Genomic DNA, 21,996 nt, shown 5'->3' on the forward strand with positions numbered 1-21,996 from the left:
GCATTGGCTGCCAAGCGTATGACCGCCGCCCGTCCACGGTGGTCAGGCAAGTCCGCCCGGACCACTACGAATGGTACCCGCCGGTAACTTATGCCCTTTCACCGTGTGACGACCAGTACGCTCCGATACTAGAACAAGGCTCTGGACCGGATTCGCGCGAGGCCTCAGCCGCCGAGATATCGCTGGATGGTGGGCGAGAGGATCTCCACCAGTTCCTCGAGGTCCGCCGACGCGAGCGGCTCCAGCTTGAGGATGTACCTCATCATGATCACGCCGAACATCTGCGAGAAGGCCACCTGCAGCCGGATCGGCGGGATGCCGAGCCCCTCCGCCACCCGCCCCAGCACCGCCTGGGTGAGGAACTCGCGGAGCATGGCCACGGCCTGCTCGTTCGCCATGGCCGCGCGCAGCAGCGCCACGACGGGCTCGCGCGCCTGGGCGTCGGCGGTCAGCGTGAGGATGAAGCGCACCAGCCGCTCGCCGACCTCCTCGCGCGGCCCGGACAGGATCGTGGGGATCACCGTCGCCGGGTCCATGGGCAACTGCATGGCCTCGACGAAGATGCCGTCCTTCGTGTCGAAGTAGTGGTGCACCAGCGCGGGATCGACGCTCGCCTCCCGGGCGATGCCGCGGATCGTGGCCTTGTCGAAGCCCTTCTCCGCGAAGACCTTGCGCGCCGCGGTGAGGATCTCCCCACGGGTGTCCGCGGCTCCGGGCCGGCGTCCGGGTCTGCGCCTCTTCTCCGGTGCGCGGTCCTCCGACGAGGCCGCGCGCCCGCCTGCCGGGCCCCTCGTCACGACCGATCGCCCGCCTTGCGGCCGACCGCCAGGTAGACCCGCATCGGGACGGTCATCCTGCCTTCGCCGAAGACCTTGGTGAGCTCGGCGCGCTCGCGGATCATGAGGTCCTCCATCGCCTCCTGGTCGAGCGTGGCGACATAGGAGTGCGAACGCAGGTCGGTCAGGAAGTCGTCGAGGAGCACCCCACGGGTCCAGTGGACCCATGTCTCCTCGACCCGCAGGCCCACGTCCGCCATCGCCTCCGCGATGGGAGGCATGCTCCATCCGGGAAGCGCAGGGCCGGTGTACCCCTCACACGACTCCGCCAGCCGAACCTGACAGGCCGCCAGCCAGTCGGCCTTGCCCGCGTCCACGGAGTTCCACCAGCCGGCCACCGCCCCCTCGGGCGTGACCACCCGTACGGCCTCGGCGATCGACAGGACCGGATCCAGCCAGTGCCAGGCCTGCGCGTACGTGACGAGATCGCTCACGCCGTCGCGGAAGGGCAGCGTGTTCCCGTCGGCCAGCAGCGCCTCGCACGCCGTACGGGCGCGTAGACGCGCGAGCATGCGGTTCCCGCGATCAAGCGCGACGACCCGCGCTCCGCGGTCCATGAGTCCGCGGCTGGAGATGCCGGTGCCCGCGCCGACGTCGACGATCCGGGAGCCCTCGAGCCGGACGCCGGACAACTCCTCCAGCGCGACATAGAGCGCTTCCGGATATTCGGGCCTCGCCGCGTCGTAGGCCTCGGCCACCCGGTCGAAGACCTGATGGCTGTCTTCCCGCGCCCTGGTCATGTGGCCGTCGTGGACGCGGCGAAGTTCAGCCTGGCGAAGGCGAGCGCCTCGCTCAGATCGTCGATCCGCTCGCTGCGGCTGATGGCCTTGCGGGTGTTGATCTCCAGCACGATCAGCCCGCGGTATCCGTTCCCGGCAAGCCGTTCGAGGAGTTGCGCGCAGGGCTGCACGCCCCGGCCGGGCACCAGGTGCTCGTCCTTGTTCGTGGTGCCGACCCCGTCGGCGAGATGCAGGTGGGCGAGCCGGTCGCCGAGCTTGCCCGCCATCTCCATCGCGTCGGAGCCGGACACGGCGGTGTGGGACAGGTCCAGCGTCACATGGGGGAAGTCGTAGTCGACCGGGTTCCAGTCCGGTGCGTACGGCACGACCTCGTTGCCGCGCGCCCGCAGGGGGAACATGTTCTCCACCGCGAACACGACGTCGGTCTCCTCCCGCATCCGGGCGAGCCCGACCTCGAAGTCTCTGGCGTAGTCGCGCTGCCACCGGAACGGCGGATGGACGACCACGGTCTGCGCGCCGAGCCGTTCGGCCGCGTCACGCGCCCGCTGCAGTTTGACCCACGGGTCACGGCCCCACACACGCTGGGTGACCAGCAGGCACGGGGCATGCACCGCGAGGACGGGCATCGAGTAGTGGTCGCTCAGCCGCTGGAGCACCTCGACATCCTGACTTACCGGGTCCTGCCCCACCATGATCTCGACGCCGTCGTACCCGAGGCGCGCCGCAAGCTCGAAGGCGTCCGGCGTACGCTCCGGGTACACCGAGGCCGTCGACAGCGCCACCTTCGCGCTGGGCACGCGGATCACACTCATCTACGCCCGCCTCCCCTGGCGGCTCGACGGGCACGTCGCTGTGGCAGTTCCGTCGTCTGTACGCTGCCGGCGCCCGTTCACGGATCCAGCCTAAGCCGGACCGGCACCGTCTGCCGCTTCGCCACAATGATGGCACGCAAGATCACGAACTATCGTGAACCCATGGCGCGGATCGTGAACGGGGCCGTACCCAGCCCGAACATCTGGAATTCCCCGCAGATCTACGAGGTGGAGAACCGGGCCGTGGATCCCGGCGGGCTCGTCGACGCCGCCATCCGCGAGATCCGGTCGTGGGACGGCGCCGCCGTCCTCGACATCGGCTGCGGAACGGGCTTCCATCTCCCCTCATACGCCGCCACGGCCGCGCGTGTCGTGGGGATCGAGCCGCACGCGGGCCTCGCGGCGCGTGCCGCCGCCCGATGCGCGTCCCTGCCGAACGTCGCCGTCCGCACGGCCACCGCCCAGGAGTTGCCCCTGCCTCCCTCGTCGGTCGACGTGGCGGTCGCGCGATGGGCCTATTTCTTCGGCCCCGGCTGCGAGCCCGGCCTGCGCGAGCTGACCCGGGTGGTCTGCCGGGGCGGCGTGGCCTTCGTGGTCGACCTGGACGGCTCTCGCGGCGACTTCGGCCGGTGGTTCCGGCAGACGGTCCCCTCGTACTCCCCCGAGACCGTCGAGGAGTTCTGGTCCCGCCAGGGGTGGCAGCGCAGGGAACTCGACCTGACGATGGAGTTCTCGTCCCGAGCCGACCTCGAGGCCGTGCTGGCCATCGAGTTCACGCCCTCGGTGGCGGCCAGAGCCGCCCAGGAGACCCCCGGGCTGGAGATCTTCTACCCCAACGTTCTCAGATGGCGGCGTTTCTGAGGCATATCCGCCGCCTCCCGGCGCTTGACCCTGACACCGGCGTCAACGCTTACGGTCGTGCCGAGGAGGGCCGATGCGGATCGGAGAACTGGCCCAGCGGTCAGGGGCGAGTCCCCGGGCGCTGCGCTACTACGAGCAGCACGGGCTGATCAGGGCCCGGCGGTCCACGAACGGCTACCGCGAGTACGACGAGGCCGACGTGCGGCTCGTCGCGGAGATCCGTTCACTGATCGCCGTGGGCTTCACCCTGGAGGACGCCCGTCCCTTCGTCGAGTGCCTGCGGTCCGGGCACGAGTCGGGGGGCTCCTGCCCGGAGTCCGTCGTCGTCTACCGGCGCAAGCTGGCCGACATCGACGCCGAGATCCGCTCTCTGCTGGCCCGCCGATCCGAGGTGGCGGCCCAGCTCGCCCAGGCGTGCCCGGGCTGCCTGTTCACGCGAGGAGAACCATGATCACGTTGACGGCGGAGAACTTCGAGGAGCAGGTGCTGCGCAGCGGCAAGCCCGTTCTCGTGGACTTCTGGGCCGAGTGGTGCCCGTCCTGCAAGATGGTCGCGCCCGTGCTGGAGGAGATCGCCGAGGAGTACGGCGACCGGGTGACCGTCGCCTCGATCAATTTCGACGAGCATCCCGAGATCGCCGCGAGGTACGGCATCCTCGGCCTGCCCACGCTCAACCTCTACCGCGACGGCGAGGTGGTGCAGCAGATCAGGGGGGCCAAGCCCAAGCGCCTGCTCCTCGCCGACCTCGAGCGCCACATCTGACGCGATTGTCGGCGGCGACCGGTAGCCTCCGGCACGTGAGCAAGGCAGCGAGGCCGGCGTACCGGTGCGGCGAGTGCGGGTGGACCACCGCCAAGTGGGTCGGCCGGTGCGGGGAGTGCCAGGCGTGGGGCACGGTCGAGGAGGCGGGTGCCCGGCAGGGCGTCCACGTGGTCAAGCCGGGGGCGGTGACGGCTCCCGCGGTCCCCATCGGCCAGGTCAAGGCCGAGACGGCGCACGCCAGGCCCACAGGGGTCGCCGAGCTCGACCGCGTCCTCGGCGGCGGGCTGGTGCCGGGCGCGGTCGTCCTGCTGGCGGGCGAGCCCGGCATCGGCAAGTCGACCCTGCTGCTCGAGGCCGCCGCCCGTACGGCACAGCACGAGACCGTGCTCTATGTGACGGGTGAGGAGTCGGCCTCCCAGGTCCGGATGCGGGCCGACCGGATCGGCGCGATCGAGGACGGGCTCTACCTCGCGGCGGAGACCGACCTGGCCGCCCTCGTGGCCCATGTCGAGAAGGTCCAGCCCCGGCTGCTGATCGTCGACTCGGTCCAGACGATCGGCTCGGCCGACGCCACGGGCGTGCCCGGCGGGGTCACCCAGGTCCGGGAGGTCGCCGGAAACCTGGTCCGGCTGGCCAAGGAGCGCGGCATCTCGACCGTGCTCGTCGGCCACGTGACCAAGGACGGCACGATCGCGGGCCCGCGCGTGCTGGAGCACCTGGTCGACGTGGTCCTGCAGTTCGAAGGCGACCGCAACTCGCGGCTGCGCATGGTCCGCGCGGCCAAGAACCGGTTCGGCCCGATCGAGGAGGTCGGCTGCTTCGACCTGCACGAGCGCGGGATCACCGGGATCTCCGACCCGAGCGGGCTGTTCGTCTCGCGCCACCCGGAACCGGTGCCCGGCACCTGCGTCACGGTCACCATCGAGGGCACCCGGCCGATCCCCGCCGAGCTGCAGGCCCTGGTCGGGCCGACGGAGGCGCCGCAGCCCCGGCGCACGTCCTCCGGGCTCGACTCCTACCGGGTCGCGATGGTGCTCGCCGTCATGGAACGACGGCTCAACGCCAAGATCGGCAAGTGTGACGTGTTCACCGCCACGGTCGGCGGGATCCGGCTGACCGACCCCGCCGTCGACCTGGCGCTGATGTTGTCGGTGGTCAGCGCGGCCGGGGACAAGGCCCTGCCCGCCGGCATGGTCGTGCTCGGCGAGGTCGGCCTGGCCGGCGAGCTGCGCGCGGTCAGGGACGTGCGGCGGAGGCTGGCCGAGGCGTCCCGGCTGGGGTTCACCCGGGCGCTGGTGCCCGCGGGCTCGCTCGCGAACGACACCCCCCGGCTGGAGCCGCCGAAGTCCCGGGGCGGATTGGTCGCGGTGCGCGAGCCCGCGTCCCGCACAACGAACTTCGCGCCGGGCTTCGACGTCACCGAAGTCGAGAACGTCTGGGATGCACTCGCACACGTCCGGTGAAGAAGCCGTTACGCCGGTAAACTGGACGGTGTCATGAGCCCGCAGGGGCGTCGCAGGGGCCAGGGAGCCGCCGAGCACGGGGGTCACGTGCAACACGACAAGGGACTGGACGACCGGAGGAGAACCGTGCTCGCCGCGGTCGCTCCGGGCACCGCCCTGCGTGACGGACTGGAGCGCATCCTCCGCGGCCACACCGGGGGCCTGATCGTCCTCGGCTACAGCGACGTCGTCAAGGAGATCTGCACCGGCGGATTCGAGCTCGACGTCGAGTTCGCCGCCACCCGGCTGCGCGAGCTGGCGAAGATGGACGGCGCGATCGTGCTCGACAGCGACGACCTGCGCATCGTCCGCGCCGCCGTCCACCTCGTGCCCGATCCCGCCATCCCGACGGAGGAGTCGGGCACCCGGCACCGGACCGCGCAGCGGGTGGCCAGGCAGACCTCGCTGCCCGTGATCGCGATCAGCAAGTCGATGCGGATCATCGCGCTCTACCTGGACGGCACGCGGTACGTCCTGGAGGAGTCGGCGGCGATCTTATCCAAGGCCAACCAGGCGCTCGCCACGCTCGAGCGCTACAAGCTGCGGCTCGACGAGGTGGCCGGCACGCTCTCGGCTCTGGAGATCGAGGACCTGGTCACCGTGCGCGACGTGACGGTGGTGTTGCAGCGCCTCGAGATGGTGCGCAGGATCGCCGGGGAGATCGAGGGCTATGTGGTCGAGCTCGGCACGGACGGCCGGCTGCTCACCCTTCAGCTCGACGAGCTGGTCGCCGGCGTCGACGCCGACCGTGAACTGATCGTCCGCGACTACCTGCCGTCCGCGCTCGAGGGCGGGCCGCGAACCTTCACCGAGGCGATGCGGGAGCTCGACGACCTGTCCTCGACCGACCTGCTCGATCTGTCCAGAGTCGCCCACGTGCTGGGCCACTCCGGCACCGACGGCCTGGAGACCGCGGTCAGCCCGCACGGCTTCCGGCTGCTGGCCAAGGTGCCCCGGCTCTCCGACACGATCGTGGACCGGCTGGTCAGCCACTTCGGCGGCCTGCAGAAGCTCCTGGCGGCGAGCACGACCGACCTCCAGGCGGTCGGAGGAGTCGGGGAGACGCGGGCCCGCAGCGTCCGCGAAGGGCTCTCCCGCCTGGCCGAGTCGTCGATCCTGGAACGTTACCTCTAGCGGCCACGGCCGAGCCTTCACGTCCCCGGCGAGGCGCCGCAGGGACATCGCCGGAGGCCCGGCGTCGAGCCTTCACATCCCCGCCGAGGCGCCGCGGATGAACCGCGGAGGTATCGCGGAGGCCTGAGGTCGCGCCGCTCAGCGCAGGTGGAAGACGACCTTCGGGCTCCTGAGGGGACCCGCGTAAGCCGACGCGACATAGGTGCCCGCCGCGGCGGACGATCGCCTGCTCGAGCAGTCGCTCCCCGAGAGCCGGCGGTCCCACTGGATCGTGCGGACGTAGGGGACGCCTCGCTGCAGCGTCTGCGTGTCGACGCCCGGTCCGCTGACGCAGTCGGCCGTCGACCAGACCCGGTCCGAGCCCGAGGTGACGCGCATCTCCAGCGCCCGCGGCCCCACGTCGACCGTGCACGCGACGCGGGCGGTGCTCACGATCGTCAGCAGGAAGTTCGGCGTCACGCCTCTGTTGTAGTAGTCCTGACCGGCCTGCAGGGCGACTACGAGGTCCTTGGCGTCGCACGGGTCACCCGCCCCCCTGGTCCGCGAGCCGGCCGACGCGCGCGAGGACGGCGTGGCCGACGCGGAGGGCAGCCGGCTGCCCGGCAGCAGGGCCGCGCTCGATGGGCCGGGAGACTTCGAAGCGAGCGGCGAGGGCAACGACACGACCATCGATTCCCCGGCCCCCGGCGAGGCCTTGACCCCGGTCGGACTCTCCGGCTTGCTGGACGCGCTCGAACACGCCCAGGCCACGACTGCGACGACGACGAGCATGCCGGTGAGCACCGACACCCGGCGCCGCCAGTAGACGTCCCCGCCCTCTACACCGACATCACCACGGAACGTGTCCGGATCCATACGCACAGTATGGTGAGTCATGGGCCGCCAGGGGAAACGGCTCGCCGCGCCGGCCCCCGACGGAGGCGCCGCGCGCGTGGCTTCCGTCCGGACCTGCTCCGGAATGACCGGCGATAAGGTCGGACGGTGGCCGCCTCATTGCGTGAACCGATCCTCGACTGGTACGCCGAGCACAACCGCGACCTGCCCTGGCGGCGACCCGACGCGACCCCCTGGGGGATCCTCGTCAGCGAGATCATGCTCCAGCAGACCCCCGTCGTCCGAGTGTTGCCGATCTGGGCCGACTGGATGGACCGCTGGCCCACCCCCGAGTCGCTCGCCCAGGAGCCGCCAGGCGAGGCCGTACGCCATTGGGGGCGCCTCGGCTATCCCCGCCGGGCCCTCAACCTGCACGCGTGCGCCAAGGCCATCACCGTGGAGCACGGCGGCCGGGTGCCGTCCGCCTATGACGAGCTGCGCGCCCTGCCCGGCATCGGCGACTACACGGCGGCCGCCGTCGCCAGCTTCGCCTACGGGGGCAGCCACGCCGTCCTGGACACCAACGTCCGCCGGGTTCTCGCCAGAGCCGTACAGGGTGAGGAGTACCCGCCGAAGGCCCCCACGGCGGCGGAGCGGAGGCTGGCCGAGTCGCTGGTGCCGCCCGTCGGCGCCCCGCGCTGGGCGGTCGCCGTCATGGAGCTGGGCGCCCTGGTCTGCACGGCTCGTGCTCCCCGGTGCGACGACTGCCCCGTGGCCTCCCGGTGCGCCTGGAGGCTGGCGGGCCGACCGGCCCATGCGGGTCCGGCGCGGGTGGGGCAGACCTACGCGGGCACCGACCGCCAGTGCAGAGGGCGCCTGCTGGCCGTCCTGCGCGAGGCGTACGGCCCCGTGCCGAAGGAGGCGCTCGACGTGGTCTGGGACGACCACGCCCAGCGGGAGAGGGCGCTCGACGGCCTGCTCGACGACGGTCTGGCCGAAGTCCTCGACGACGGCACCTACCGCCTCCCCACCTGACCACACCCCCACCCCCGGGCGTGATCATGCGCAGGTTCGGCGAGATCCCGCCCGACCTGCGAAAACCCTGATCGTGATCATGGGCAGGTTCGGTGGAACCCCGCCTCACCTGCGAAAACCAGGTGCGTGATCATGCAGCGACGGAGTCAGGCGGCGAGCTTGAGGCCGAGATCGGTCAGGTTGCGGCGGGTCCAGTCGAGCTCGTCGGCGAGCCTGGCCACCAGGGCCGCCGGGCCCTTCGACTTGGGGGCCGTCCACTCGTGCGCCTCGACCTCGACATGGGCCGTGCCGTTGACCGCGCCGGACAGGATCGCGTTGAGCGTGTCCTGCAGCACCGGCTGCGTGCTCGGAATCTCCTGGCTGTGGTTGTGGACGTGTCCCAGCTTCACCACCGGAGCACCCGCGAGAGCGAGCCCCCGCAGGGCGGCGCCCCGCTCCTCCGTGCCACAGGACAGGTGGCAGGCGTCCAGGCAGACGCCGAGGTGCTCGGAGTCGATCCCGCCGACCCGCGCCAGCGCCTGCTCCGTCGTTTCGAGGACGCAGCCCGGCCAGGGCTCGAATCCGACGCGGATGGTCTTGCCGGTCACGCTGTAGAGACCGCGCAGCTCACGCGAGAGCCGTTCGAGGCGGCGCGAGGCGATCGAGTGGAGGTCGGCGGGCCAGTCGCGACGCCAGCCGATCGGGATCGTCGAGATGCTGCCGAACCGCACGTCCTCGGGGAGCAGGAACGCGAGGATCTTCGCCAGCGCCATCGTGTAGCGGTACCGCTCGGGCTTGGCCCAGTCCGGCCCCGGAACCTCCTGGTTGTGACCGCCGGCCCCGTTGAGGCTGACCACCTCCAGGCCACGCTCCTCCAGCGAACGGCGCAGCCGTACTAGCTCGATGCGATCGGCGATGAGATGGTCGGCGACGGCGGGCGCCAGCCACAGACCGATTCCGAGCCGATCGACGCCCAGCTTCCGCCGCACCGGCACCGCGTAGCGGGTGAGGTGGGCGATCAGGTTCTCCAGGTCCTCGGCCGGATGTACCCCAGCGTTGTAGGCCAGGTGAACGAGCGTCCCGTCGTCGTGCAACAGGCGCATCAGATGCCTCCCAGACGTTGTGCACTCTCCGACCATGATCCACACGATCTGTCCCGATCGCATGGGGCCGAGGTCCTACTGGCACCGGGATCTTCCCGGCCTCGACCGAGCCTCCCGCGGATGCCCGGGTTCCCGCGTCCATCCCTCGGCGGATACGACTACTCCATCGGGATGATCTCGAGAGCGGTCTCGCCACGTTCGCCAACGTCATGATCCGCACCGAACCAGGCCAGACTCTACAGAGTGTAGTACTACGTTCGGTGGTGGGATACCCCGATCTCACGCAAAACCCGGAGCCGAGGTGAAGTCGTGCACGCGTCCGGCGCGAGGGCGCGGAGCTCGGCCACCGAACGCCCGGCACATGCGAAAAGGGGCGCCCCCGGTGGGGGCACCCCTTTTTCGGTCGTGCGGTCTAGCTCAGTTCTGGATCGGCTCGACGATCGAAGCCGCCGAGTCCGGAACCGCGGGAGTCTTGGACTCGCCGACGAAGGTGAACTTCGCCGCCTCGCCCTCTCCCTCGATGTCGATCTTGACGATCTGACCCGGACGCAGGTCGCCGTACAGGATCTTCTCGGACAGGGAGTCCTCCAGCTCGCGCTGGATCGTCCGGCGGAGCGGACGGGCACCCATGACCGGGTCGTATCCGCGGTCGGCGAGCAGCTGCTTCGCGGCCGGGGTCAGCGCCAGCGACATGTCGCGGTCCTTCAGGCGCTCGTCCACCTGGGCGAGCATCAGGTCCACGATCTGGATGATCTCCTTCGGCGTGAGCTGGTGGAAGACCACGATGTCGTCGACGCGGTTGAGGAACTCGGGCCGGAAGTGCTGCTTGAGCTCCTCCTGGACCTTCGACTTCATCCGGTCGTAGTTGCTCTCCGCGTCGTTCGTCTTCGCGAAGCCCACCCCGATGCCCTTGGAGATGTCCCGGGTGCCGAGGTTGGTCGTCATGATGATGACGGTGTTCTTGAAGTCGACCACGCGACCCTGTGCGTCGGTCAGGCGACCGTCCTCGAGGATCTGGAGCAGCGAGTTGAAGATGTCCGGGTGGGCCTTCTCGATCTCGTCGAAGAGGACCACCGAGAACGGCTTGCGCCGCACCTTCTCGGTCAGCTGACCACCCTCCTCGTACCCGACGTAGCCGGGCGGGGAGCCGAACAGCCGCGAGACCGTGTGCTTCTCCATGAACTCCGACATGTCCAGCATGATCAGCGCGTCCTCGTCCCCGAAGAGGAACTCGGCGAGCGCCTTGGACAGCTCGGTCTTGCCGACGCCGGAGGGACCGGCGAAGATGAACGACCCTCCAGGCCTTCTCGGGTCCTTCAGGCCGGCACGCGTCCGGCGGATGGACCGGGACAGGCCCTTGATCGCGTCGTCCTGGCCGATGATCCGCTTGTGGAGCTCGTCCTCCATGCGGAGCAGCCGCTGCGACTCCTCCTCGGTCAGCTTGAAGACCGGGATGCCGGTGGCCGTCGCGAGCACCTCGGCGATGAGCTCCTCGGTGACCTCGGCGACGACGTCCATGTCGCCGGCCTTCCACTCCTTCTCACGGCGCTCGCGCTTGAGCTGGAGCTGCTTCTCCTGGTCACGCAGGGCGGCGGCCTTCTCGAAGTCCTGCGCGTCTATCGCGGACTCCTTCTCACGCCGCACGTTGGCGATCTTCTCGTCGTACTCGCGCAGGTCCGGCGGAGCGGTCATCCGGCGGATGCGCATCCGGGACCCGGCCTCGTCGATGAGGTCGATCGCCTTGTCCGGCAGGAACCGGTCGCTGATGTACCGGTCGGCCAGCTGGGCGGCGGCCACGAGGGCGCCGTCGGTGATGGAGACCCGGTGGTGCGCCTCGTAGCGGTCGCGCAGGCCCTTGAGGATCTCGATCGTGTGGCTGAGGCTCGGCTCGGCCACCTGGATCGGCTGGAAGCGCCGCTCGAGCGCGGCGTCCTTCTCCAGGTGCTTGCGATACTCGTCCAGCGTCGTCGCACCGATGGTCTGGAGCTCGCCGCGGGCCAGCATCGGCTTGAGGATGCTCGCCGCGTCGATCGCGCCTTCGGCGGCGCCCGCTCCGACCAGCGTGTGCAGCTCGTCGATGAACAGGATGATGTCGCCGCGGGTGCGGATCTCCTTCAGCACCTTCTTGAGGCGCTCCTCGAAGTCACCGCGGTAGCGGGAGCCGGCCACCAGGGCACCCAGGTCGAGGGTGTAGAGCTGCTTGTCCTTGAGCGTCTCGGGCACCTCGCCCTTGACGATCTTCTGCGACAGGCCCTCCACGACGGCGGTCTTGCCGACGCCGGGCTCTCCCACCAGAACCGGGTTGTTCTTGGTCCTCCGGGAGAGGACCTGCATGACCCGCTCGATCTCCTTCTCCCGGCCGATGACCGGGTCGAGCTTGCCCTCCCGGGCGGCCTGCGTCAGGTTGCGGCCAAACTGGTCCAGCACAAGCGAGGTCGAAGGAGCGGCCTCCTGCGGCCCACCGGCCGCAGCGGGCTCCTTCTGGTAGCCATGGAGCAACTGGATGACCTGCTGCCGCACTCTGTTGAGATCGGCCCCCAGCTTCACCAGCACCTGGGCCGCCACACCTTCACCCTCGCGGATGAGACCGAGCAGGATGTGCTCGGTGCCAATGTAGTTGTGGCCGAGCTGCAGGGCCTCGCGGAGCGACAGCTCAAGGACCTTCTTCGCGCGCGGGGTGAAGGGAATGTGCCCCGACGGCGCAGACTGGCCCTGGCCGATGATCTCCTCGACCTGCTGGCGCACACCCTCAAGGCTGATGCCCAGGCTCTCCAGAGCCTTGGCCGCAACGCCCTCACCCTCATGGATCAAGCCAAGAAGAATGTGCTCAGTACCGATGTAGTTGTGGTTGAGCATCCGGGCCTCTTCCTGAGCCAGGACGACAACCCGCCGCGCACGGTCGGTGAACCTTTCGAACATCTCGTCGCTCCTCACAGAGCGGTCAGGCGGACCAGGGAGATCCGGCCCGTCGTTCCGCATGGTAGCCCCGACCCAGCGACCGCTCCCATAGCAGAAGGGTTCCCCGAGAGCGAGGCGTTCACCCTCTATCCAACCCCGTGATGGGCGCCAGATGTTCCGGATACGCCGCAAGCGAACGAGGTTTTAGCAGACTACAAACAGAATCGCGCGGTTATCCCGATCGTCAGAACATCCGACGACTGGCATAACCGCGCGATCAAGGGCGCAGTTAGTGAGCTGCGTCGTAGGCTTCGACGATCGACGCGGCAATACGTCCGCGCTCGCTCACAGGGTGACCGTGCGACTTGGCCCAAGCGCGGATCTCCGCGCTCTTCTCCCGGCTCATCGCACGCTGTGCGCTACCACTCGGACCACGACGACGGCCTCGGACCGAACCGGATTCGGCTCGCCGCGCACCGCCGACGAAAGGTGACAGAGCATCGCGAAGCCGCTTGGCGTTGCCATCGCTCAGGTCAATCTCATAAGAGGTACCGTCAATCGCGAACGCCACCGTCTCATTGGCCTCGCCGCCATCGAGATCATCGATGAGAATCACCTGTGTGTGCTTGGCCATCCGGCAATCCTTTCGCGGAGCATAGTTTGATTCGTCAGCCAAACATATACCCGGTTTCCCGTGGCTGACAATTCAAGTTTGTGGATTCTCAGGAACCTGTGAGCTTGCTGAGTTCTCCCGCGACTCCGGTGTCGAGCGCAAGCCGGCGGCATCGGAACGTACCAACTTTACGATGCCGTACACGACCGCTCCCGCGGCGACCACGGAAGGTATCAAGGCGGACAATACATCTGTCATTCTGACTCGCTTGCGCCGGGGGTGTCTTTCGCGGCACCCGCGTGAATTTCGGGATGACGTCCGGCCACCGTGGCGTTCTGCTCTGGAGGGCGTCATCTCGACGATAGCGCCGCCGGGACCTGCTCCTCCTTCCGGGGGGCGCCTGCCGACCGGAAGGTAATCCGTGTCTCTCCAGCCGCCTTACCGGATGCGGAGAAATCATACCCAGGAATGCCAAGTGGGACGGTCCGCCGAAGCGGCCGCCCCACCTTTCGCCCTGAGTTCAGTGGCATAGATCGCACTGTGTCGGGGCCATGTCACGCTGATTTCACCGCTGTGTCAGCGCGGCGCCTTCACCACGAGAGTCCCGGCGACCTTGTCGTGAAGTCCCTGCTGAAGGGGCTTGTCCACGATGAGCATGATGCCGAGCACGAGGACGAAGAGCCCTGCGAGGAACCCGATGACCGGAATCCCGTAGAGCACCAGGATGCCGGGGAAGATGCCCGAGCGCTTCATCAGGGCGGAGGAATCCGGCTTCGCGCCCCCCACTCCGACGAGCTGGATCTTCATGGCCTTCTTGCCGAAGGTCTGACCGTCCTTGGAGTGCAGCACGTAGTCGTAGGCCGCATATGCGCCCCAAGCGATCACCGCGGCGAGGAATCCCGGCAAAAACAGGTTGCCCGTGGGGTTCGTCAGCAGGTCGGCCAGGCTCGGCTGGAAGATCGAGTTGAGGATGCCGAGGATAATCCAGTACACGACGCCGAAGATGAGCCCGTCGATGATTCGCGCGACCAATCGCTCCCACCATTCGGCGAGCGGGGCCGGGGCGCCCGGAGGAAGGGGCGCGCCTTGGGGAGCCGCTCCATAAGGGCCGTAGCCGGGAGGTGGCGGATATCCACCGGGGGGCGGCGTCGGGGCGGACTCATATGGATTCTGGCCGGGGGGTGGTTCCGCAGTCATTGGTCACCTCTCGTGACGGCGTGGGGACATGCGTCGGTCAAGCATCGCACGGGATACCCCGCCCGTTACGGCTTTTAGTGCGTACCTCCACACTGCGCGCCACTTGTATCGAAGATACGAAAACGGGGCCGATGGTCCGTTCCATCGACCCCGTTATGTAGCACTACTTGACCTTGACCACGATCGTGTTGGCGACCTTGTCGTGCAACGCCTGGCTCAGCGGCTTATCCCAAAGGAGCCAGAGGACATTCACCAAGGCGAAGATGCCGGCGAGCCAGCCCACCAAGGGAATCCATCGGATCAGTTGCGGCCCGTAGAGCACACCGGCCCGCTTGGCCGCCACATCCTGCTGAAGGCCCTCCGGGCCGAGCGTTCCGCCGACGGGGACGACCTTGATCCCCATGACGATCTTTCCGACGGTCTGCCCCCGCTGGCGCAACATGAGGAATTCGTACGCGATCATCACGGCGCCGCTGACCAAAGCGATGAGCAGGCCGGCGAGGAACACGCCGCTTTCGAGGGTCACCGCCCCCGAGTCGGGGTCGTAACCGGCTCGCGTGACCACGATGGCGGTGATGATCGCCGTGATGATGAAGAACGGGACGCCGACGATGACGCCGTCGACGATCCTTGCGACCAGTCGCTGCCACCACTCGGCGAGCGGCGCGGGCGCTCCCGGCGGGACCGCACCCTGAGCGCCGTACGGCTGGCCGTATCCCGGCTGACCGTACCCAGGCTGTCCATACGCCGGCTGACCGTACCCGGGCTGCCCGTAGGGCTGCTGACCGTATCCAGGCTGCCCGTAGCCCTGGCCATAGGGCTGCTGCTGGCCGTAACCCGGCTGACCCTGGCCGTACTGCTGCGTCTGGCCGTAGTCGGGCTGGCCGTAGTCAGGCTGGCCGTAACCCTGCTGGGGATAGCCCTGCTGACCGTAACCCTGTTGCCCGTAGCCCTGCTGGCCGTAACCCTGCTGACCCTGGCCGTACGGCTGGGCCGGCTGCTGACCATAGGGGTTGGCGGGTTGCTGCCCGTAGCCTCCCTGATCGGGGGACTGCGCCGGCTGCTGGCCGTACGGGTTGCCGGGCTGCTGGGGGTTGCCGGGCTGCTGGGGGTTGCCGGGCTGCTGGGGGTTGCCACCCTGCTGCGCCTGCTGGCCGTAGCCCTGTTGCCCGTAGCCCTGCTGGCCGTACTGCTGCTGTCCGTAGCCCTGCCGGCCAGGGTCCTGTTGGCCGTATCCGTAGCCCTGCGGCTGACCCGGCGGACCGACGATCGTGACGTCCGGGTCGTAGCCCTGCTGGGACTGCTCGGTGTCCTGGCGGTCGCGTCCGCGGCCGGAAGACGAACCTTCCGGATTTCCCTGCGGGTACGGCGGCTGTCCAGTGCTCACCGTGTCACCTCGTTTCGAGTGCGCGTGCGGCACATCGTCAGGCTCGCATGCTGATATCGCCTAACGTATCGAGAGGTATATCAACAGTCACCTTCACGTGATGTCAGCCGCGCAGTCGCGATCACCGGTCCAGATGGAGCAACATCCGGGTATTGCCCAGCGTGTTGGGCTTCACATGCTCGAGATCCAGGAATTCCGCGACGCCCTCGTCGTAGGACGCCAGCAACTCCGCATATACCTCGGGGGCCACCGGTGTGCCCTGGATGGGAACGAAACCGTGGCGGCCGAAGAAGTCGACTTCGAAGGTCAGGCAGAAGACCCGGCCCACTCCGAGATCGCGCGCGGTCTCGATGAGAGCTCCGACGATCCGGTGGCCGACGCCCCTGCCCCGAGCCGCAGGATCGACGGCGACGGTGCGGATCTCGGCCAGGTCCTCCCAGAGAACATGGAGGGCACCGCACCCGACGACGGTTCCCCCCACCTCGCCGACCCAGAACTCCTGCACGTCCTCATAGAGGGTGACCGTGCTCTTCTCCAGGAGCCGCGGACCCACGCCGGAGTATTCGTCGACGAGGCGGCGGATGACGCGCACATCCGCCGTCGTGGCCCTGCGCACGACGATCGCCGGGGGCCCGGGTTCGGCAGACGTGTGCTCCGCGACCTGCTCCATGGTCCGTCAGCGTAGTCGGCGCCACCTGCGAACCTGTTTCACGGCACCACCGAGGGCACGCACGTCATTAACGGTCAGCCCCAAAAGGGGACACCGGATTCGTGCCAGGGAAGGCGCACCGACCGGCTCGCTCGGTCCCACTGGTCACTCTGTCCCCATACTTTCAGGTTATGTCCAGGGTCGGACCTGCGCCGAGCCGCCGACAAAACGCTCCAAAAGTGCTAAACCGCAGCTAGATGGGGGTGCGGGCCCCGAAAGTCCGTGACCTTGCTGTGATCGTTTGGTTGCGAAACCTCAACGGAATCTGGAGTTCTGGTTGAGCTAGAACCACGGATGCACTAGTGTCCAGCGACAATAACCGGTCACCGTGGCCCCACACGGGCGACCGGGCCGCCGAGTCTTCCGAGCACTCACATGCGAAGCGGAGCCGGGGACCCAACTGTGCGGATCTGGACGTTCTAGATCAACAAGGGGTGAATCCGAAAGGTAGGGCTACTCCGGCCCGAACCCGTCAGCTAACCCGGTAGGCGGCAAGGAGTGCCGAACGGAACCGTGTGGCCATCTGCGCACCACACGGCGACCCCGTCCGTACGGCACGACACTGGAGAGGAGTCTTGTTGCGCGTGCGTCGAGGACGGGCAGCCGGAAGACATGCTCAAGACCGGCAGCCTGTGGCCGGCGGAGCTCTGTCCGGCTCCATCCGGAGATTCGCCTTAGTTGGCGTAGCGATAACCATGATCACGGTCGGCGCCCCCATGATGGCCGCCACCGCTGAGCCCAAGCCCACCACCAAGCAACTCGCCGCCGAGGTCGAGAAGCTCTACAGCGACATCGAGGCCCTCACCGAGCAGTACAACGGCGAGCGCGTCCGCCTCTCCGCCGCCCAGCGCTCGGCCGATGTCGCCAAGAAGACCCTCGCCAAGAGCGAGGACGAACTCGCCGAGCGCCGCCAGAAGGCCGCGTACCTCGCGCAGAACTCGTACATGAACGGCGGCTTCGGATCCGCGCCGTTCGCTCTGATGGGCGGCATCGATCCCGAGACCTACCTCGACCAGGCCTCCACCACCTACGCCCTGGAGATGCAGCAGGGCCAGGAGGTCACCGAGGTCGCCAACGCGATGAAGGCGGCCGAGCGGGCGAAGGACGGCGCCTCCGCGCGCGCGGCCGAGGTGAAGAAGCTGCTCTCCAGCCTCGAGTCCCAGCGCAAGAAGATCACCAAGCTGGTCGCGAAGTCCGAGAGCAAGCTCTACAGCACGGTCGCCGCGAGCGTCAGCGGCGGTGCCGCGAGGCGCGTGTCGTTCCCCGTCGTCGGGGACGGCAAGGCCGCCCAGGCGGCGCGGTGGGCGCTGACGCAGCAGCAGAAGCCGTACGTCTGGGGAGCGGCGGGACCGAGCTCCTTCGACTGCTCCGGCCTGATGATGGCGGCCTACCACACGGTCGGGATCAGCCTGCCCCACTACACCGGCAGCCAGTGGACCTCGGGCACGCATGTCTCCACCAAGGACATGCGCCCCGGCGACCTCATCTTCTTCTACTCGGACCTGCACCACGTCGGCATGTTCCTCGGCGGCGGCTTCATGATCCACGCGCCCCACACGGGCGACGTGGTGCGCGTCGCGCCGATCGCGGGCCGGCCCATCGCAGGAGTCGTACGGATCGCGGACTGAGCCCCACGAGGCGGTCCTCATCATGACGCCGCAGGTCCCAAGCCCGGGGCCCGCGGCGTCGTGCTGAGATGAGACGGCCTTTCAAGACCGGTCCCCGAGACGAGCCGCGCGATCCCGCGACGAGACCCCGTTCAGATGAGCCGCACCACACGCGCCTGCGAGAAGGTGGAGTCGCGCTGAACGGGGCCTAGATGAGCCTGCGCCGCGCGGCCCAGGCGACCGCCTCGATCGCGGTCGCCACTCCGATCTGATCGCAGATGTTGCGCAACCGCCGCCGCACCGTGCGCCCGCTCACATCCAGGCTGCGGCCCACGCGATCCGCGGTGACCCCCTTGGCCAGTTCCGCGAGGAGCACCAGGTCCTCATCGGTGAGACCGGCGCGCTCGACATCCGTAGCGAGATCCACTGCGAGGCCCTCGCCTCTCGTGACGACGTCAGGAAGCCCCATCGTCCCGCCCTCCCCCACGACGATGATTGGGTCGGCCCACCCTCAGGGAAGGTAAACGCCGTCAGACAAGGTCGTCAAGGTACGGCCTTGTGCAGAACGGCGCCCGGCCAGACATATCGTCACGGCAGTATCAATGTTCCCAGGAGTATGAAATTCCGGTTGCTTTCCGGCTTTACGGACACTTCACACAGTGCAGTGATTTCGTCGGCCCGCAAATCGGATCCGGGCGATCGGGTCAGCCCCGATCGCCCGGTTTCCATTCATCCGCTCGGCTTCCGGAATTCACCGCTCGGTTTCCGAAGATTCGTCGTGCCGCTCCGGCCCGTCGAATTCCGTCGAGGGCTCAGCCGGTCGGTCTGACAAGCGGGAAGAGGATCGTCTCGCGGATGTTCTTGCCGGTGAAAGCCATGATCATCCGGTCGATCCCCACGCCCAGGCCGCCGGTGGGCGGCATGGCGTACTCCAGGGCCTCAAGGAAGTCCTCGTCGAGTTGCATGGCCTCCGGGTCGCCCCCGGCGGCCAGGAGGGACTGCTCCTCCAGCCGGCGACGCTGCTCGATCGGGTCGACCAGCTCCGAATAAGCGGTGCCGAGTTCGGTGCCGAAGCCGATGAGGTCCCACTTCTCGGTCAGCAGCGGATTGTCCCGATGCTGACGGGTGAGAGGCGAGGTCTCCAGCGGATAGTCCATGACGAACGTCGGCTGGATCAGGGTGTGCTCGACCAGCGCCTCGAAGATCTCCTGAACGACCTTGCCCTGCCCCCACGCGGGCTCCCAGTCCACTCCCGCCTTTTCCGCGTATTTCCGGACTTGGTGGAGCGGAACCTCAGGCGTGACGTCCTCGCCGATCGCCTCGGAGACCGAGCCGTACAGCGTGACGCGGGGCCATTCCCGCACGCCGAGATCGATCTCCCGGCCCTCGTGCACCACGACGGACGTGCCGAGCGCCGCCACCACGGCCTGCTGGTACATGCGCTGGGTCAGGTCGGCCATGTCGTTGTAGTCGAGATAGGTCCCGTACGCCTCGAGCATGGTGAACTCGGGGTTGTGCGTGGAGTCCGCGCCCTCGTTGCGGAAGTTGCGGTTGATCTCGAAGACCTTCTCGATGCCACCGACGACCAGCCGCTTGAGGTAGAGCTCGATCGCGATGCGAAGGTAGAGCTCCATGTCGTAGGCGTTGATGTGGGTCGTGAAGGGCCGGGCCGCCGCGCCGCCGTGGATCGGCTGCAACATCGGGGTCTCGACCTCGAGATAGCCCTCCTCGTGCCAGAAGTCCCGCACCGCCCTGACCGTGGCGCTGCGCAGGCGGGCCATCCGCCTGGCCTCGTCGTTGACGATCAGGTCAAGGTAGCGGTGCCGTACGCGGGCCTCCGGGTCGCTGAGGCCCGCGTGCTTGTCCGGCAGCGGCCTCAGGCACTTGGACGTGATCCGCCAGCCGTCCGCCATCACGGAGAGCTCACCCCGCCGGGAGGTGACCACCTCGCCCTCGATGCCGACGTGGTCGCCGAGATCGACGTCGCGCTTCCACGCGGCGAGCGACTCCTCGCCCACCCGGTCGAGTGACAACATGACCTGAAGCTCGCCCGAGCCGTCCCGGATCGTGGCGAAGCAGAGTTTCCCGCCGACGCGCGACAACATGACGCGCCCGGTGACGCCGACCCGGTCGCCCGTCGCGACTCCCTGCTCCAGGCCCGCGTGTTTCTCCCGGACCTCGGCGAGGGTCGCGGTCCGGGGGAAGGTCACCGGGTAGGGATCGATGCCGTCGGCGCGCAGCCGGTCCAACTTCTCGCGGCGCACACGCATCTGCTCGGGAAGCTCATGCACAGGCACACAGCGTACGGGTGCCTACGAGTCGATCAACCCACGTACACGATCACGGCCCACGGTGAGCAGCAGCGTGGGCAGCCGGGGCCCGGTCTCGCGTCCCACCAGCAGCCGGTAGAGCAGGGAGAAGAACGCCCGCTGCGCGGCCTTCAGCTCGGGTGTCGCCGCCTTGTCGCCGATGTCGAGCCCGGCCTGGATCTTCGGCACGCCGTACACGAGCGTGGTCAGGCCGTCGAGCGACCAGTGCTCGTCGAGACCGTCGGACAGCAGCTTGAGCGACTCGCGCTCGGTGGCGCCCAGGGAGGCGAGCAGCGCGGTGTCGGGCTCCTCACGGACCTGGGTGCGGTCCTCGGCGGGGACATAGGTCGTCACCCAGTGCTGGGCCCGGTCGAGCCGCGGCCGCAACTCGTCCAGCCCGGCGATCTCGTGGTCGAACTCGCGGAGGATCCGCAGCGTCTGCTCCTCCTCGCCCCCCGTGATGTCCGCCACCGAGGCGAGCGTCCGGTACGGCAACCGCCGGGGGGTCTCGGGGAGGGTCACCGACGCGGTGGTCGCCGCGCGGCGGTAGGCGGCCTGGTCGGCCGGGAGCGCGGTGCCGTCCGCGATCTTCCGCGACAACGTGTCCCACTCGTCGTACATCCGCTGGATCTCCTGGTCGAAGGAGACCTTGAACGACTGGTTGGGCCTGCGCCTCGCGTACAGCCAGCGCAGCAGAGCGGGTTCCATGATCGAAAGGGCGTCGGCCGGGGTCGGCACGCCGCCCTTGGAACTGCTCATCTTGGCCATGCCGCTGATGCCGACGAACGCGTACATCGGGCCGATCGGCTGGTCGGCGCCGAAGACCTCCCTGACGATCTGGCCGCCAACGACGAAGGAGGACCCGGGCGAGGTGTGGTCGACTCCGGAGGGCTCGAACACCACGCCCTCATAGGCCCAGCGCATCGGCCAGTCGACCTTCCACACCAGCTTGCCCCGGGTGTGCTCGGTGAGCATCACGGTCTCGGAGTGGCCGCACGCGCAGGTGTACGCGAGGGCGGTCGTCTCGTCGTCGTAGGACGTGACCGTGGTCAGATCGCGGTCGCAGACCGAGCAGTAGGGCTTGTAGGGGTAGTAACCGCCGGCGCCGGAGCCGTCGTCCTCCCCCGCCGCCCCCGAACCCTCGAGAGCGGCCGCCTCGTCGTCGTCCTTGGCCTTGGCCTTCGCCTTGGTCCGGTACTGGCCGAGGATGGCGTCGATCTTCCTACGCTCGCGCATGGCGAGCAGGACCTGCTCCCGGTAGGCCCCGGAGGTGTACATCTCGGTCTGGCTGATGCCGCGGAACTCCACGCCCATCTCGGCGAGGGCGGCGGCCATCGGGGCCTTGAAGTGCTCGGCCCAGTTGGCGTACGGGCTGCCGGGAGGGGCGGGCACCGAGGTCAGCGGCTTGCCGATGTGCTCGTACCACGAAGGGTCGACGCCCGCCGGGACCTTGCGGAACCGGTCGAAGTCGTCCCACGACAGGATGTGGACGCACTCGTGCCCGCGCCGCCTGATCTCGTCGGCGACCAGGTGCGGGGTCATGACCTCGCGCAGGTTGCCCAGGTGGATAGGGCCTGAGGGGCTGAGGCCGGACGCGCAGACGATGGGTTTGCCCGGCGCGCGCCGTTCGGCCTCGGCGATGACCTCATCGGCGAAACGCGCCACCCAGTCGGCGTCCATCACGGCAGTCCTCTCTCAG

The 21,996-nt window shown here is 68.5% G+C and carries 20 protein-coding genes and 1 riboswitch; of the genes, 7 read left to right on the forward strand and 13 right to left on the reverse strand.

The window, feature by feature from the left end:
* Positions 1–164: 164 nt before the first annotated feature.
* Genes Pph01_RS20615 through Pph01_RS20625 form a run of 3 tightly spaced genes read right to left on the reverse strand, consistent with a single transcriptional unit; the run spans position 165 to position 2,388 of the window.
* Entirely contained in the window at positions 165–797 is a 633-nt protein-coding gene (locus Pph01_RS20615; protein ID WP_204074754.1) for a TetR/AcrR family transcriptional regulator, read from the reverse strand.
* Entirely contained in the window at positions 794–1,576 is a 783-nt protein-coding gene (locus Pph01_RS20620) for a class I SAM-dependent methyltransferase (protein WP_204074755.1), read from the reverse strand. Before Pph01_RS20620 ends, Pph01_RS20615 begins: the two co-directional genes overlap by 4 nt.
* On the reverse strand, positions 1,573–2,388 hold the full coding sequence (locus Pph01_RS20625) for a sugar phosphate isomerase/epimerase family protein (RefSeq protein ID WP_204074756.1): 816 nt from the start codon (positions 2,386–2,388) through the stop codon (positions 1,573–1,575). Before Pph01_RS20625 ends, Pph01_RS20620 begins: the two co-directional genes overlap by 4 nt.
* 162 nt (positions 2,389–2,550) lie before the next feature.
* Between Pph01_RS20625 and Pph01_RS20630 the strand changes: the two genes are divergently transcribed.
* The 5 genes from Pph01_RS20630 (at position 2,551) to disA (ending at position 6,647) form a co-directional block, all read left to right on the forward strand.
* Complete coding sequence (locus tag Pph01_RS20630; RefSeq protein ID WP_239116876.1) at positions 2,551–3,249, forward strand: class I SAM-dependent methyltransferase; 699 nt, start codon at positions 2,551–2,553, stop codon at positions 3,247–3,249.
* Between the two features lie 73 nt (positions 3,250–3,322).
* Positions 3,323–3,700, forward strand: coding sequence for a MerR family transcriptional regulator (locus Pph01_RS20635; protein WP_204074757.1), 378 nt, complete (start codon positions 3,323–3,325; stop codon positions 3,698–3,700).
* Positions 3,697–4,011: a thioredoxin gene (gene trxA / locus Pph01_RS20640; RefSeq protein ID WP_204074758.1), complete on the forward strand. Its 315-nt coding sequence runs from the start codon at positions 3,697–3,699 to the stop codon at positions 4,009–4,011. Before Pph01_RS20635 ends, trxA begins: the two co-directional genes overlap by 4 nt.
* Positions 4,012–4,046: 35 nt before the next feature.
* A complete protein-coding gene (radA, locus tag Pph01_RS20645; RefSeq protein ID WP_204074759.1) occupies positions 4,047–5,474 on the forward strand; it encodes a DNA repair protein RadA in 1,428 nt (475 codons plus the stop codon).
* A gap of 33 nt (positions 5,475–5,507) precedes the next feature.
* On the forward strand, positions 5,508–6,647 hold the full coding sequence (gene disA / locus Pph01_RS20650) for a DNA integrity scanning diadenylate cyclase DisA (protein WP_204074760.1): 1,140 nt from the start codon (positions 5,508–5,510) through the stop codon (positions 6,645–6,647).
* A 138-nt stretch (positions 6,648–6,785) separates the two neighbouring features.
* Here the strand turns inward: disA and Pph01_RS20655 are convergent, their stop codons facing one another.
* Entirely contained in the window at positions 6,786–7,502 is a 717-nt protein-coding gene (locus Pph01_RS20655) for an RAD23 family protein (protein WP_204074761.1), read from the reverse strand.
* A gap of 126 nt (positions 7,503–7,628) precedes the next feature.
* Here Pph01_RS20655 and Pph01_RS20660 point away from each other — a divergent pair, with 126 nt between their 5' ends.
* Positions 7,629–8,495: an iron-sulfur binding domain-containing protein gene (locus Pph01_RS20660; protein WP_275412852.1), complete on the forward strand. Its 867-nt coding sequence runs from the start codon at positions 7,629–7,631 to the stop codon at positions 8,493–8,495.
* A gap of 146 nt (positions 8,496–8,641) precedes the next feature.
* Here the strand turns inward: Pph01_RS20660 and Pph01_RS20665 are convergent, their stop codons facing one another.
* The 6 genes from Pph01_RS20665 to Pph01_RS20690 form a co-directional block, all read right to left on the reverse strand.
* On the reverse strand, positions 8,642–9,577 hold the full coding sequence (locus Pph01_RS20665) for a TIM barrel protein (protein WP_204074762.1): 936 nt from the start codon (positions 9,575–9,577) through the stop codon (positions 8,642–8,644).
* A 417-nt stretch (positions 9,578–9,994) separates the two neighbouring features.
* Positions 9,995–12,496 (reverse strand): ATP-dependent Clp protease ATP-binding subunit, encoded by a 2,502-nt coding sequence (locus Pph01_RS20670; RefSeq protein ID WP_204074763.1) that lies wholly within the window; start codon positions 12,494–12,496, stop codon positions 9,995–9,997.
* 268 nt (positions 12,497–12,764) lie between these two features.
* The gene (locus tag Pph01_RS20675; RefSeq protein ID WP_204074764.1) at positions 12,765–13,109 is read right to left on the reverse strand and encodes a histone-like nucleoid-structuring protein Lsr2; all 345 of its coding nucleotides are present in this window, start codon (positions 13,107–13,109) and stop codon (positions 12,765–12,767) included.
* 555 nt (positions 13,110–13,664) lie between these two features.
* Positions 13,665–14,285: an RDD family protein gene (locus tag Pph01_RS20680; RefSeq protein ID WP_275412853.1), complete on the reverse strand. Its 621-nt coding sequence runs from the start codon at positions 14,283–14,285 to the stop codon at positions 13,665–13,667.
* Positions 14,286–14,448: 163 nt separating this feature from the next.
* Positions 14,449–15,672, reverse strand: coding sequence for an RDD family protein (locus Pph01_RS20685; protein WP_204074766.1), 1,224 nt, complete (start codon positions 15,670–15,672; stop codon positions 14,449–14,451).
* 121 nt (positions 15,673–15,793) lie between these two features.
* Positions 15,794–16,342, reverse strand: coding sequence for an amino-acid N-acetyltransferase (locus tag Pph01_RS20690; protein WP_204074767.1), 549 nt, complete (start codon positions 16,340–16,342; stop codon positions 15,794–15,796).
* A gap of 382 nt (positions 16,343–16,724) precedes the next feature.
* A riboswitch (cyclic di-AMP (ydaO/yuaA leader) is annotated at positions 16,725–16,887 on the forward strand.
* 189 nt (positions 16,888–17,076) lie between these two features.
* On the opposite strand from Pph01_RS20690, the gene Pph01_RS20695 reads away from it, so the two are divergent.
* A complete protein-coding gene (locus Pph01_RS20695) occupies positions 17,077–18,009 on the forward strand; it encodes a C40 family peptidase (protein WP_204074768.1) in 933 nt (310 codons plus the stop codon).
* Between the two features lie 187 nt (positions 18,010–18,196).
* On the opposite strand, the gene Pph01_RS20700 is transcribed toward Pph01_RS20695, so the two are convergent.
* From Pph01_RS20700 to lysS, 3 genes are all read right to left on the reverse strand, one after another.
* Positions 18,197–18,457: a helix-turn-helix domain-containing protein gene (locus Pph01_RS20700; protein WP_204074769.1), complete on the reverse strand. Its 261-nt coding sequence runs from the start codon at positions 18,455–18,457 to the stop codon at positions 18,197–18,199.
* 343 nt (positions 18,458–18,800) lie between these two features.
* Positions 18,801–20,279 carry a bifunctional lysylphosphatidylglycerol synthetase/lysine--tRNA ligase LysX gene (gene lysX / locus Pph01_RS20705; RefSeq protein WP_275412854.1) on the reverse strand — a complete coding sequence of 493 codons (1,479 nt, stop codon included), beginning with the start codon at positions 20,277–20,279 and terminating at the stop codon, positions 18,801–18,803.
* Between the two features lie 21 nt (positions 20,280–20,300).
* Positions 20,301–21,977 carry a lysine--tRNA ligase gene (gene lysS, locus Pph01_RS20710; RefSeq protein ID WP_239116877.1) on the reverse strand — a complete coding sequence of 559 codons (1,677 nt, stop codon included), beginning with the start codon at positions 21,975–21,977 and terminating at the stop codon, positions 20,301–20,303.
* Positions 21,978–21,996 lie beyond the last annotated feature (19 nt).

This window comes from Planotetraspora phitsanulokensis (assembly GCF_016863295.1).
GTDB classification, from domain to species: domain Bacteria; phylum Actinomycetota; class Actinomycetes; order Streptosporangiales; family Streptosporangiaceae; genus Planotetraspora; species Planotetraspora phitsanulokensis.